Origin of the sequence: Bradyrhizobium sp. AZCC 2230, from assembly GCF_036924495.1 — a bacterium.
Lineage (GTDB): Bacteria > Pseudomonadota > Alphaproteobacteria > Rhizobiales > Xanthobacteraceae > Bradyrhizobium > Bradyrhizobium rifense.
In genome coordinates, this window is sequence record NZ_JAZHRS010000001.1 from 3,054,450 (window position 1) to 3,068,053 (window position 13,604).

The window sequence follows — 13,604 nt, forward strand, 5'->3', positions numbered from 1 at the left end:
GCATGCCTCCACCTGGTTGAAGCACGCCCTAGAGTGGAAGTTCGCCGTCCCAGACCGCCAGGCCGAAACCGGTCGCGCCATAGCCGTTGCCGTTATAAGCGAGCCAAAGCCGTTCCCGATGCCAGAACAGTGCTGGATAGCAGGTCATCTCGCTATCCCATCCGCTGCTTGACGGGCTCAGTCCCATCGTTTCGTCAAGCCGCGTCCAATTCAAGCCGTCATTGCTCGATGCCGCACCGATACTGTAGCGCTCGCCACGGCAGGCGAAACACATCAACAGCTTTTCGCCGATCTGCACAACGCTGGGACGTGCAAGCGCGTATTCGGCGGCCGTCGCAAAACCGACGGCAAGTGTGCCATCACGTGTCCAGCGGACGCCATCGCTGGAACGTGCGACCTTAATGGCATGCTGCATGTCTGCATTGCCGACGGCGGGAGCAAGGTTAGAGCCGTACCACATCCACCAGTCGCCGGGTCCCAGCCGGAATACGCTTGGATAAGAAAGGGTGTAGGGGTCCTCAGGCGAACGATCGAGGATCGGCCCCGGCGAAAAACGTTCGAACGCCCTCGACAGCGTCGGCGATTGCGCCAACCCGATTGCATTCCGCCACGGCGAACGAATGCCGAGATTCCAGCCCATGTAATACAGTGAAAAACCGTCTGCTGTTTTGACGACGCAACCGACCCCGACACCGCTGTCGTCGAAGGCGCCGTCCTCACCCGGCGCCATCACAGCTGCATGCGCAGCAGCGTCGACGCGCGGTCGTTCAGAGACTTCGACGTCCACCCATCCGACATGCGAACGTCTATCCGTATCGCGCGAGCTGTAGAAGAAGCGAAAGATATCGCCCGCGAGGTGGACAGGCGCCGGAAGCGCGGCATGGCTATGCGCCCAGGGCGATTTGCCGTCGGGAGCGAAGATTTGGCCGAGACGCCGCCAGGCCATTCCTGATCTCACAAATTTCTAAGGCGTGTGCTCGGTACCGCCGAGCGCTCGGTTCCGCGCGGCGCCACGACTGAAAAGTCCGGCTGATCTTCCAACACCAAGGCCCCGGCGCCAAGCACGCACTTCTTGCCGATCGTGACGTGATCGCGGATCGTGACGTTGACGCCGACGAAACTCCCCTGCCCGATCCGCACGCCGCCGGACACCACGACATGCGACGCCAGAAAGACGTCGTCCTCGATGGTCGAGTGATGGCCGATATGGTTGCCGCTCCAGAGCGTCACGTTGGCGCCGACCTTCGCAAATGGCTGGATCGTATTGTCTTCCAGAATGAAGCAATTCTCCTTTGCCTCGAACCCGGGAAACACCGTGGCGCGACTGCTCAGATAAGTCGCAAGTCGGTAACCTTTGGCGCGGGCGGCTGCGACCTTTTCGGCCCGAACCGCATTGATCTTCGCGTAGCTGACAGCGACGAAAATATCGTGGCTTTCGGGCGCAAATTTTGTAGCTACGTCTTCGAACGCCACGACCGGCCGGCCGCGAAATTCCGACTGCTTCTGGAACGCAGCATCGACGGTAAAGCCCGCTACTTCGTAGCGTGAATCATGTGAAAAATAGAAATCTGCCAGTTCCGCAATTTCGCCTGTACCAAAAATGACGATTTGCTGCTTCTGCAATGGAATACCCCCACGGGACCGTTATATCCGTTTACAGGCCGATCGCAACAAAAGACGACCCCATGATGGTCGTCCGCCCAGGGGCCTGCGAACAAGATCGGCCCTATCGGCCGCGCCGATCGGTGGTCCCGTCAGATCTAGACAATGTGCCAATGGCTTGCGAGCAGGACGGGACCGGAAACGGCGGCAGCATGCGGATCGGGGATATTTGCATGGGCGCCGATCACGGTGTCACCGTTCAGGTCCTGATGGAAGCTTGCCTCGAGCGCTTCGAACGCTGCACTGGACCCGGAACCAGGCATGTACAGATTTCCGGTATAATTGCCGCTGCTATCGGTGCTCCACACCGAATACAGATCGGCGCCAGCCATCTTCCACGCCACCTCGTAACCGGTTGAGGTCTGCTCGACGCCGAGCGGCGTGTAACCGCCAAACTGACCAGCGGCCACGGCCGCCCCGCCATATTTCAACGTTGGGCCGGTACCCGTGCTGATGTCTTTCAGATAGAAATTCTGACCAACCTGCACGAGGCTCGTCGACCCCAGCGCTTCGATCACAGTGCCGACAATAGTCGCCACGCCGATCACACCATCACCATTCAAGTCCTGATGGAAGCTTGTCTCCAGTGTTTCGAGCGCTGCGCTGGATCCGGGACCAGGCTGATAGGAGTTTCCGGTGTAGTTGCCGTTGCTGTCGGTGCTCCACACCGAATATGTATCGACGCCCGCGACTTTCCAAGCCACCTCGTAGCCGGTCGAGGTTTGCTCGGCACCGATGGGCGTGTAACCGCCGAACTGGCCGGCGACCACAGCCACCCCGCCATATTTCAACGTTGGGCCTGTACCAGCGCTGATGTCTTTCAGATAGAAATTCTGACCGGCCTGCACCAGGCTCGTCGATCCCAGTGCCTCAATCACGGTGCCGGCAGGCACCGGCACGCCGATCACGCCATCACCGTTCAGGTCCTGATGGAAGCTGGGCTCCAGCGCTTCCAGCGCTGCGCTGGAACCGGTACCGGGCTGATAGTAGTTTCCGGTGTAGTTGCCGTTGCTATCGGTGCTCCACACCGAATACGTATCGGCGCCCGCGATCTTCCAGGCCACCTCGTAGCCGGTCGAAGTGTGCTCGGCACCGATCGGCGTGTAACCGCCGAACTGACCGGCGACCACGGCCACTCCGCCATATTTCAACGTCGGGCCGGTGTTGGTGCTGATGTCGTCGAGATAAAAATTCTGACCGACTTGCACCAGGCTGGTCGATCCGAGCGCTTCAGTCACAGTGCTGACAAGTGTGGGCACGCCGATCACGCCGTCACCGTTCAGGTCCTGACGAAAGCTCGGCTCCAGCGCTTCGAGCGCTGCACTGGACCCGGAACCAGGCGTATACAGATTTCCGGTATAATTGCCGCTGCTATCGGTGCTCCACACCGAATACAGGTCGGCGCCAGCCATCTTCCAGGCCACCTCGTAGCCGGTCGAGATCGCCTCCACGCCGATTGGCGTATAGGCGCCGAACTCGCCGACCGTGACCGCCGCGCCCTGATATTTCAGTTCGGGTCCGGTTCCACCGGCCGTCGGGTCGAGAAAGTAGCTGCTCCCGATTTGCACAAGGCTCGTCGACCCGGACGATTCGATGATCGTCGGATTGTTGACGGCAAGGTGAAATCCAAGCGCATCGAGCTGCTTCAGGTCGAGGGCCGTCAGCCCCTGGATGGTGGTGCTGGAGTAATATTCGTTGAATGGATCGTTCGGCCCCTGCACGCCGCTGTTGAGGAAGTCGCTGGGATCGGAATTCAATCCGTAGTCGGCGAGCTTCGTGTTGCCGCCGTCCAGCGAGAAATAGGCCGCAGGCGCCGTCGATGTGCCGCTGATGAGCCGCGTACCGGGACTCGTAAAGCGGAACAGGTCGAAAATATCGGGTTGCGAACCATAGGGCGGCCCGTAGGGCACGCGTCCCCAGGCGTGCGTCAACTCGTGAAGGGCAACGCCGACCAGAAGGTTAGGGTTGATGTCCGTGGAGAAGTAGGCACTGGCGTCGTCGGTGGTGGTGTCGTTGGCGCCCAGCACGCCCCACAGCTTCAGTTGCGCGTTCCACACCGCAACCTGCGATTGGCCCTGGATGGAACTGGCGTTGGGCAGGCTGTTGAAGGTGGTGTCGCCGACGCTTGCGTTGTTGACCAGCGCCGATCGAACCGACGAATAATTTTCGAGATAGCCGTGGTCGGGACCGGCCGCCGCACCGCCGCCCATGCCGCTGTAGTCGATGTTGATGTTGACGGTGATCTGGTCGGTGATGCTGGCAGCCAGGATCGCGGCGGCCTGTTGCAAGCCGTTCTTGAAGCTCGCCGGTGCGGCCTGCGCTGCTGCGTCGAGGATCAGATTGATCCGGATCCCAGCCGAGGTGGCCGAGATCACCGCACCTGCGGTGGAGGCGTTGCTGATCGTGGCGCCCGAGCCCGCCGGCGTGTAGCTCCCCTGAATCTCGTTACCGACAACGGTATAAATCAGGTCGTCGGATTCGGCGTCAGCCATCGCTTAGTCCTTGATCCCGAAAGAGATCCGCTTCTCTCCGCGATCCGATCCGGGCCGAGCGATCAGCCCATTTCGACGCGGCCAAGACCTCACCCGCGCGAGACCGGCCAGATTTGCCGGTCAAGTGTTAATTTGTCGTTTCGCATTGACCGACCGACAACCACAACACACGCCAAAGATCAGACGGCGCGTCACAATACATTATCTCCGCATTGCAGCCCAACTGCGGCGGTGACACCGCATGCCATTGAATTTCTGCTAGGTTTGCCCGATTAGAAGACCTCCTGCCCAGAGCTGTCCGGAGTTTTCCCAAAAATGCCCTTTCCGCATGCCTCGGAAGCCCTTTCGCGCTTCATCGTGCTCGATCTGACGCGGGTCCGGTCGGGCCCCACCTGCGTGCGGCAGCTCGCCGACTGGGGCGCCACGGTCATCAAGATCGACGCGCTTTTGGAGGATTCCGGTGGCGAACAGCCCGGCGGCCCCCGGCAGGGCTCGGACTTCCAGAACCTGCACCGCAACAAGCGGGCCATGACGCTCAATTTGAAGGACCCCAGGGGCCTCGCGGTCTTCAGGCGCCTTGCGGCCAAGGCCGACGTCGTGGTCGAGAATTTCCGGCCCGACGTGAAGAAGAAGCTCGGCATCGACTATGAGAGCCTGCGCGAGATCAACCCGCGCATCGTCTACGGCAGCATCTCCGGCTTCGGCCAGGACGGCCCCTATCACAAGCGGCCGGGCTTCGATCAGATCGCACAGGGCATGGGCGGACTGATGTCGATCACCGGTGCGCCGGGCGAAGGCCCGATGCGGGTCGGCATTCCCGTTGCCGACCTCACCGCCGGCCTGTTCTGCGCCATGGGCATCCTCACCGCGTTGCTCGAGCGCGAGGTTTCGGGCAAGGGCCAGTGGGTCCAGACCTCGCTGCTCCAGGCCCAGATCTTCATGCTCGACTTCCAGGCCGCGCGCTGGCTGATGGAGAAGGAGGTCGCCAAGCAGGCCGGCAACAACCATCCGACCAGCATCCCGACCGGCGTATTCAAGACCTCGGACGGCTACATCAACATCGCCACGACGGGCGGGCGGATCTGGGAGCGCTGCGCGCAGGCCATCGGCGCGCCCGAGCTCTACAGCCATCCCGATTATGCGACCGCCCCTGCCCGTTCCAAGAACCGCGATGCGCTCAATGCCGAGATCGAGAAGCGCACAGTGACGAAGTCGACCGAGACCTGGGTCCGCGAATTCAACGAGGCCGGCGTGCCCTGCGGGCCGATCTACGCCATCGACCAGATGTTCGAGGACGCCCAGGTCAGACATCTCGGTATCGCCCAGGACGTGCCGAACGAAGAAGATCGCCATATCCGCCTGGTCGGCCAGCCCGTCACGCTGTCGCGTACGCCCAGCAAGATGGTGGCGCGGCCGCCGGAATTCGGCGAGCAGACTGACGAGGTTCTCACCGAGTTCGGTTTTACGAACGACGAAATCGTGGAGCTAAGGCGAGCCAAAGTCGTGTGAGGAGAGCGTCCGGCACATCATTTGGCTCATGGGCCCGTTGCCGAAACGAGGGGACGATAGTTCGGAATAAATCGCAAATCGGCAGCTCACGTAGCCTCGATTTTCTTTCGGCGCTGTAATCGTTCAAGTATCGCTACCCGGAGTCTTCGATCGACTGCGATCCTGCCGAATACTACGAAATGTTCTTTGTCGAGAGGTACAAGACCGTCGCCCGGGACCGGCATGTCAGCAAATTTCGCGTGCCGGAAGTGCTGACCCTCGAACAATTTGCGGAAAAGTGGCGGGCGTTCGGCTAGCACGCGATGGAAATCGACGCGAACGCTTTGGAGGCGATCTAGCGTGCCTTGAGTTAATTGCCGTACGAGACGGGAAGACCGACGGCGATCATTGCTCGCACAGTGAAGGGCAAAGGTGTGAGCTTCAATGGAGCATAAGCATGCCAGAGCAACGCGCCGGCGAACCGCTCCGATGAGCGGCAAGGGAGTGCTGGGCGAGACGGACCGCATTGCGCGCCTGTTTGGCCTGATCGCCGTTCGTGCCGGCGAAACCATCATGAGGGTCCGCGCGACGGCGAGCGATCCGCAATACAAGAACGATGGCTCGCCGGTCACGGCCGCCGATCTAAGGGCCGACGAGGTCATTCGGTCGTGCCTCGCGCGCAATCTTGCGGACCTGCCCGTCATTACGGAGGAAACCTGCGATGGCACCGTGACGACACGGCATCCGCGATTCATCCTCGTCGACCCCCTCGACGGCACCAAGGAATACATCCGGGGAGCCGCCGAATTCACGGTCAATATCGCCCTGATCGAAGACGGCTCACCGGTCGCGGGCGCGGTCTATGCGCCGGCCCTGTCCCAGCTCTATCTCGGCGGATCGAACGCCTACAAGCTGCATGTCGAACCCGGCTCGTGTGGTCCCTCGTTCAGCGACATGCAGACGATTGAGGTGCAGGTCCCCTCGCCCGAAGGCTTGCGGGCCGTCACAAGCCGGTCGCACCTCGATGATGCCACTCAGGCATGGATCAGCCGGCGCCGGATCCGGGAGCTGAAGCCGTCCGGATCGTCGCTCAAATTCTGCGCGGTTGCAGAAGGAGCGGCGGACGTCTATCCACGTCTGGCTCCGACCATGGAGTGGGATACGGCCGCAGGGCACGCGGTGCTCCTGGCGGCCGGCGGACGTGTTGTCGGCCTGGACGGAGAGGACGTTCGCTACGGCAAGCCGGCCTATCGCAACGGTCACTTCGTTGCATTGGGGCGGAAGCGTCGGCGAATAGCGCAACTGGATCAAAAGACAAAATATGCTACCCCGACATCTCCGCCGCCTCGAGGCTGAATCGATCGAGATCATGCGCGATGTGGTCGCCGAGTTCAAAAAGCCGGTCATGCTCTATTCGATCGGCAAGGATTCGGGCGTGATGCTCCATGTGGCGATGAAGGCGTTTCATCCCGCCAGGCTCCCCTTCCCGCTGCTCCATGTCGACACCACGTGGAAGTTCCGGGAGATGATTACATTTCGCGACGAGACGGCCAAGCGCATCGGTGCCGATCTGATCGTCCATGTGAACATGGACGGCGTCGAACGCGGCATCAGCCCGATCGCTTCCGGCTCCTCTTTACATACCCAAGGTGATGAAGACCGACGCCCTGAAGCAGGCGCTGGATCTCTATCAGTTCGATGCGGCGTTCGGCGGCGCAAGGCGCGACGAGGAGAAGAGCCGGGCCAAGGAGCGCATCTTCTCGTTCCGCTCCGCGGGCCATGTCTGGGATCCGCGCAACCAGCGACCGGAGCTGTGGAATCTCTTCAATACCCGCATCCGGCAAGGCGAGACGATGCGCGTGTTCGCGATGTCGAACTGGACCGAGCTCGACATCTGGGAATACATCATGCACGAGAACATCCCGGTCGTGCCGCTCTATTTCGCCAAGATGCGCCCGGTCGTGCGGCGCGGCGGCACGCTCATCATGGTGGATGACGACCGCCTCCCGCTGGAGCCGAACGAGACGGCTGAAATGCGGATGATCCGCTTCCGTACATTGGGGTGCTATCCCCTCAGCGGCGCAATCGATTCCACCGCGACCACGATCAAGGACATCGTCGCGGAGATGCAGACGGCAACAGTCTCGGAACGGCAGGGACGCCTGATCGATTCCGATGAGGCCGCCTCGATGGAAAAGAAGAAGCGCGAGGGCTATTTCTGATGGACACCTCCGTTCTCAAGGAGCCGCATTCGACCGGGACCAAAGACCAGCTGCGTTTCATCACCTGCGGCTCGGTCGACGACGGCAAGTCGACCCTGATCGGGCGGCTGCTGCACGACAGCAAGCTGATCTTCGAGGATCAACTCGCCGCGCTGGCGCGCGACAGCGCCAAGCACGGCACCACCGGCGACGACATCGATTTTGCGCTCCTGGTCGACGGCCTCGAGGCCGAGCGGCAACAGGGCATCACCATCGATGTCGCCTACCGATTCTTCACGACCCCGCGGCGCTCCTTCATGGTCGCGGACACGCCGGGTCACGAGCAGTATACGCGCAACATGGCGACCGGTGCTTCGACCGCGCAGCTTGCCATCATCCTGATCGACGCCCGCAAGGGTGTCCTGGTGCAGACCAGGCGTCATTCCTTCATCTGCTCGCTGCTCGGCATCAAGCACGTCGTCGTTGCCGTCAACAAGATCGATCTGGTCGACTACAAGAAGGACGTGTTCGATCGCATCGTCGGCGACTACGTCGCCTTTGCCACCGGTCTTGGCTTCTCCTCGATCGTTCCGATTCCGATGTCGGCGCGCTACGGCGACAACATCATCGAGCGCTCGGGCAATACCGACTGGTATCACGGCCCCTGCCTGCTCGATTATCTCGAAGGCATCGACGTCGCGAGTGAGACGACCGGACTGCCGTTCCGCTTTCCCGTGCAGTGGGTCAACCGCCCCAATCTCGATTTCCGCGGCTTCACCGGGACGGTGGCATCAGGCAGCATCTCGCCCGGCGACGAGATCGTGGTGTCGGCATCCGGCCATGCGAGCCGTGTCAAGGAGATCGTGACCTACGACGGCGAGTTATCGAAGGCCGAGGCCGGCGATGCCGTGACGATCACGCTCCAGGACGAGATCGACATCGTCCGCGGCGACATCCTGGCGAAACCGACCGAACGGCCCGAGGTTGCCGACCAGTTCGCCGCCCATCTGATCTGGATGGATCAGGACCCGCTCGTACCCGCGCGCAACTATGTCGTCAGGATCGGCACCCAGACGATCACGGCGGCGAGCGTCACCGCGATCAAGTACCGCATCGACGTCAACACCCGCGAGCACCTTGCCGCGACGACGCTCGGCCTGAACGAGATCGCGTTCTGCAATTTCGCCACGGCGCTGCCGGTCGCCTTCGATCCCTATGAGGCCAACCGCCGGACCGGCGCCTTCATCGTCATCGACCGCTACACCAACCGGACCGTGGGCGCCGGCATGATCGCATTTCCGTTGCGGCGCGCCAGCAACATCGCCTGGCAGCCGCTCTCGATCGGCAAGGCCGAACGCGCCTCACTCAAGAACCAGAAGCCGCGGATCATCTGGTTCACGGGCCTGTCTGGTGCGGGCAAATCGACGATCGCCAACATTCTCGATCAGAAGCTGTTCGCGCTCGGCAATCACACCATGCTGCTCGACGGCGACAATCTCCGCCACGGGCTCAACAGGGACCTCGGCTTCACGGAAGCCGATCGGGTCGAGAATATAAGGCGCGTCGGCGAGGTCGCCAGGCTCATGGTCGACAGCGGCCTGGTCGTGATCTGCTCGTTCATTTCCCCCTACAAGGCCGAGCGCGACATGGTCCGCGGCCTCGTGGCCGAGGGAGATTTCATCGAGGTGTTCGTCAACACGCCCATCGAAGAGTGCATGCGGCGCGACCCGAAGGGGCTCTATTCCAAGGCGAAAGAAGGCAAGATCAAGAACTTCACCGGCATCGACGCGCCCTATGAGGCGCCCGAGCGCCCGGAAATCCTGCTGGAAACGGTCGGTCACCGCCCGGACGAACTCGCCGATCAGGTCGTCGAACTCCTCCGGCGCCTTTGAAGTGCCGAGCCGCCTTGGCTGAGGTCTCAGCCCCGTGGCCCCGGAAGCAATTCGTCAATGCGGCCGACGGCCCGATAGGTCATCAAGCCGAGCCACTCGCGTACCGCGACATTGGTCCGCGATAGGCCGTCCTCGGCGACGTCCGTGAACGAGAAGACGTCCTGTCCGGTGCCGACACGCCAATCGACCGGACAGGGCTCGACGACAAATCCCACTTTCCGAAACAGACCGATCGATCTTGGCATATGATAGGCCGAGGTCACGAGCAGCCAGCGCTCGCCGGGTTTCGGATCGACCATGGCCTTTGTGAACAATGCGTTCTCGTAGGTGTTGCGGGACCGGCGTTCCAGGATCAACCGGCTCCTGTCGATTCCCAGGCTTTCGAATATGCCCGCCGCGAAGTCGGCTTCCTTCGCATCGTCGGAGATCAGATTGGGGCTGCCACCTGTATAGACCACGCGCGCTTTGGGATATTTCCGAGCCAGTGCTGCGGCCATGAGGATCCGGTCGGCCGAGGTACTCACGACCGGCGTACCATGAGCCGCGGACATGTCGAGGTCGATCGACGCACCGAGAACGATGATGCCATCCGGCGCGCCTTGGGACGGGCTCCACGCCGGGAAGCGGGACTCGAGCGGATAAAGCAGCAGGTTTCCGACCGGCGCGAACCCGCATATCGCGAGCATCAATGCAGACAGGACCAGCAACGCGCGACCGAGCCTGACGAATCGGGTCATGAGCAGGAGTGAGCCGAGTACGCCGAGGCAGATCAGGAAATTCAGCGGCAACGCCATGATGCCGAGCGTCTTGGATAGAACGAAGAACACGGTTTCCCTCCGGCCACAAAGATGGTCGTCATATCATCGATTGACGGAGGAAGCAGGCTTCGCCCCAGGCAACCAGGCGAGGTTCAGGCGCGGGCCAGTCGCGCAGCCAGTTCGGCGCATTGATTGCGAATGTCGGGAATCGCGATGATTTCCCAGAAGGCTGCACGCGTCAGAGGCCCAACGGCGAAAAGCCGATGCGAGGGAGATCCGTTCCCGTCGATGATCGCGCAATCCGTGCTGACGTCGATCCCGATGCCCAATGGATCGATACGCGCCCGACCTTCCTGCAACAGGTTGCGCACCACGGGATTCGCGGTCGCGCGTGGATCCTTCACCACGCCCGTGCAGTCCACGACGGCGCCCACCTGCATTGCGCGGATCTCGCGCTCGCCCCGGGGGCGATATCGAACCGATACCCCGTCTTCGTTTGCCGCCAGGGCGACCACCTTGGCCGCCATGATCTTCAGTTTCTGCTCGGCAAGGGCGCTTGCGATCAGGGTCTCCACCTCGGGGGCCATGCGATGGCGATGAACGTCCCACCACGCGCGCGCATGTTCGAGAAAGCGTCGCCGCGACGGCACCGAGAGCTCGCGCCAGATGCGCTGGGTGTAGGGACGAATGGCGTCGACGACACTGCGCCAGTCGCCCCCTTGGGCCATATGCGCATCGACCCTGCGCCGGAACCATAGGAACAGCTCCCCGCTCCCTTGCCCGAAGGGAACATCCGACTCTTCGATACGCATCGGCTCGACACGTCGATGGGCCGTCGCCAGCAGGCCGCGTCGCGACATCGCAACGATCGCCCCCCGATGTCCATCCCGCAGCAGCGACAACACGTAGTCGACCATCGTCAATCCGGTTCCGAGAATGAGAACCGCGCTATCCCTGTCCATTCCGACGGGCGGCGCCCAGGGATTGGCGTAAGCGCCTGGCTTTGGCTCCCCCGTATCGTGCCCGGTCGCAAGGACTGCGATATCGCCGGTCAGACGATGGCCACCGGCCAGGGTCACCTCCACGCTCGCGGCCCCTTCCCGAACCTCGACACAGGTCTCCTGCACGATCGTCAATCTGTGCGAATTGCTCGCGATGATCGGCTCGATCAGGCTTGCGATGTAGGTTCCATAGACCCGCCTGGGAACGAAGCAGTAGGGATCGGGACAAATTGCGATGTCTTGCGACGAAGCCCATCGCCAGAAATGGTCCGGCTGATCCGGCAACGCACTCATATTGGCTGCCCGAACATTGAGCAGGTGGTCGGGATTCCCGGTGTGATAGGCCAGCCCTCGCCCGATCTCAGAGCGCGTTTCGATCAGCGTGACCCGGAAATTCGAAGCCGGATGATGCAGAAGTTGATGCGCGAGGAGGACACCGCTTGCCCCGCCGCCTATGACGATTGCGTGTCGAATAGCGGACTGAGACATGAACTTGCAAACCATCGGTGGCGCGCTTTACGCGCCTCGTTACATACCATGGGATGTTTTGCAACCGACCGCAACTCGGCACGACATGCGAGATGCGATCGTCCTATCTCGCCCTGGTCCGCTGCGTCCATCCGACACGGGCAAGCAGCCCGTCGATCACTGGCCAAAACAGCAGCACGATCGCGAGCGTCGTGATCGAGCCGACCAGACCGTTCGACCAGAATACTTTGAGGTCCCCGCCTGAGCCGATCATCGACAGGCGGAAGGCGTCCTCGGCGCGGTTGCCAAGCACGAGTGCCAGCGTGAACGGCGCCAGCGGAATGCCGATCTTCTTGAAGACGTAACCGACGACGCCGAAGCCGAGCATCAGCCAGATGTCGAACATCGCATTCTGGATCGCATAGGCGCCGATCGCGCAGCACACCACGATCATCGGCGCGACCGCCGCGAACGGCACGCGCAGGATCGAAGCGAAGATCGGCACCGTCGTCAGCACCAGCACGAGTCCGACGACATTGCCGAGATACATCGAGGCGATCAGGCCCCAGACGAAATCCTTGTGCTCGACGAACAGCAGCGGTCCCGGATTGAGCCCCCACACCATCAAGCCGCCGAGCAGGATCGCCGCGGTGCCGGAGCCGGGAATGCCCAGCGCCAGCATCGGCAGCAATGCCGCGGTGCCGGAGGCGTGCGCGGCGGTCTCCGGCGCGAATACGCCCTCGATGCGGCCCTTGCCAAAGTTCTCCGGATCCTTGGCGAAGCGCTTGGCGAGATTGTAGCCCATGAAGGACGCCGCGATCGCGCCGCCCGGGGTGATGCCGAGCCAGCAGCCGATGAAGGAGGAGCGCAGCAGCGTCACCCAGTATTTCGGCAGGTCCTTCCACACGCTCAGCACGACGCGCAGCGAGATGCTCGCGGCGTGGCCGCGTAGCGCCAGCCGCTCCTCTATCGTCAGCAGGATCTCGCTGATGCCGAACAGGCCGATGACGGCAACGAGGAAGTTGATGCCGCGCAGAAGCTCGGACGAGCCGAAGGTCATGCGCAGCTGGCCCGACACCGTGTCCATGCCGACGCCGGCGAGCAGAAGCCCGAGCGACATCGAGATGACCGTCTTGTACTTGGCCTCGCGGCCGAGGCCGACGAAGGAGCAGAAGGTCAGCAGATAGACCGCGAAGAATTCCGGCGGGCCGAACTTCAGCGCAAACGACGAGATCATCGGCGCGAGGAAGGTGATGAGCAGCACAGCGACCAGCGAACCGATGAAGGACGACGTGAACGCCGCTGTCAGCGCCTCGGCCGCTCTGCCCTGCTGCGCCATCGGATAGCCGTCAAAGGTGGTCGCGACCGACCAGGCTTCACCGGGGATGTTGAATAGGATCGAGGTGATCGCGCCGCCGAACAACGCGCCCCAGTAAATGCAGGACAGCATCACGATCGCCGAGGTCGGATCCATCGTGAAGGTCAGCGGCAAAAGGATCGCGACGCCGTTGGGGCCGCCGAGACCCGGCAGCACGCCGACGAAGATGCCGAGCACGAGCCCGACCATCATCAGCACGAGCGTCTTCCACGTCAGCAGGACGGCGAAGCCGTGAAGCAGGAGACCGAAAGCTTCCATCGCGGG

General features: G+C 62.2%; 9 protein-coding genes and 1 pseudogene. 4 read left to right on the forward strand and 6 right to left on the reverse strand.

Translation table 11 applies throughout. The annotated features are described in order from the left end of the window. Positions 1 to 28 precede the first annotated feature (28 nt). The 3 genes from V1280_RS14820 to V1280_RS14830 all read right to left on the reverse strand — a co-directional run bounded on the left by V1280_RS14820 (position 29) and on the right by V1280_RS14830 (position 4,154). A complete protein-coding gene (locus V1280_RS14820) occupies positions 29 to 787 on the reverse strand; it encodes a hypothetical protein (protein WP_334525051.1) in 759 nt (252 codons plus the stop codon). Positions 788 to 954: 167 nt separating this feature from the next. Further along, entirely contained in the window at positions 955 to 1,623 is a 669-nt protein-coding gene (locus V1280_RS14825) for an acetyltransferase (RefSeq protein WP_334525054.1), read from the reverse strand. Positions 1,624 to 1,760: 137 nt separating this feature from the next. Then, positions 1,761 to 4,154, reverse strand: coding sequence for an NF038122 family metalloprotease (locus V1280_RS14830; protein ID WP_334525057.1), 2,394 nt, complete (start codon positions 4,152 to 4,154; stop codon positions 1,761 to 1,763). 315 nt (positions 4,155 to 4,469) lie between these two features. On the opposite strand from V1280_RS14830, the gene V1280_RS14835 reads away from it, so the two are divergent. From V1280_RS14835 to cysN, 4 genes and pseudogenes are all read left to right on the forward strand, one after another. Continuing rightward, positions 4,470 to 5,663 (forward strand): CaiB/BaiF CoA transferase family protein, encoded by a 1,194-nt coding sequence (locus tag V1280_RS14835; RefSeq protein ID WP_334525060.1) that lies wholly within the window; start codon positions 4,470 to 4,472, stop codon positions 5,661 to 5,663. Positions 5,664 to 6,131: 468 nt separating this feature from the next. After that, complete coding sequence (gene cysQ / locus V1280_RS14840; protein ID WP_334525063.1) at positions 6,132 to 6,998, forward strand: 3'(2'),5'-bisphosphate nucleotidase CysQ; 867 nt, start codon at positions 6,132 to 6,134, stop codon at positions 6,996 to 6,998. Then, positions 6,964 to 7,864, forward strand: a pseudogene (gene cysD / locus V1280_RS14845) (sulfate adenylyltransferase subunit CysD). Before cysQ ends, cysD begins: the two are co-directional and overlap by 35 nt. Beyond that, positions 7,864 to 9,735: a sulfate adenylyltransferase subunit CysN gene (gene cysN, locus V1280_RS14850; RefSeq protein WP_334525066.1), complete on the forward strand. Its 1,872-nt coding sequence runs from the start codon at positions 7,864 to 7,866 to the stop codon at positions 9,733 to 9,735. The pseudogene cysD and the gene cysN overlap by 1 nt, the downstream one beginning before the upstream one ends. Positions 9,736 to 9,761: 26 nt before the next feature. On the opposite strand, the gene V1280_RS14855 is transcribed toward cysN, so the two are convergent. The 3 genes from V1280_RS14855 to V1280_RS14865 all read right to left on the reverse strand — a co-directional run bounded on the left by V1280_RS14855 (position 9,762) and on the right by V1280_RS14865 (position 13,598). Further along, positions 9,762 to 10,562 (reverse strand): YdcF family protein, encoded by an 801-nt coding sequence (locus V1280_RS14855; RefSeq protein ID WP_334525068.1) that lies wholly within the window; start codon positions 10,560 to 10,562, stop codon positions 9,762 to 9,764. An 83-nt stretch (positions 10,563 to 10,645) separates the two neighbouring features. Beyond that, the gene (locus tag V1280_RS14860) at positions 10,646 to 11,998 is read right to left on the reverse strand and encodes an FAD/NAD(P)-binding protein (RefSeq protein WP_334525071.1); all 1,353 of its coding nucleotides are present in this window, start codon (positions 11,996 to 11,998) and stop codon (positions 10,646 to 10,648) included. Between the two features lie 88 nt (positions 11,999 to 12,086). Continuing rightward, positions 12,087 to 13,598, reverse strand: coding sequence for a tripartite tricarboxylate transporter permease (locus V1280_RS14865; protein ID WP_334525074.1), 1,512 nt, complete (start codon positions 13,596 to 13,598; stop codon positions 12,087 to 12,089). Positions 13,599 to 13,604 lie beyond the last annotated feature (6 nt).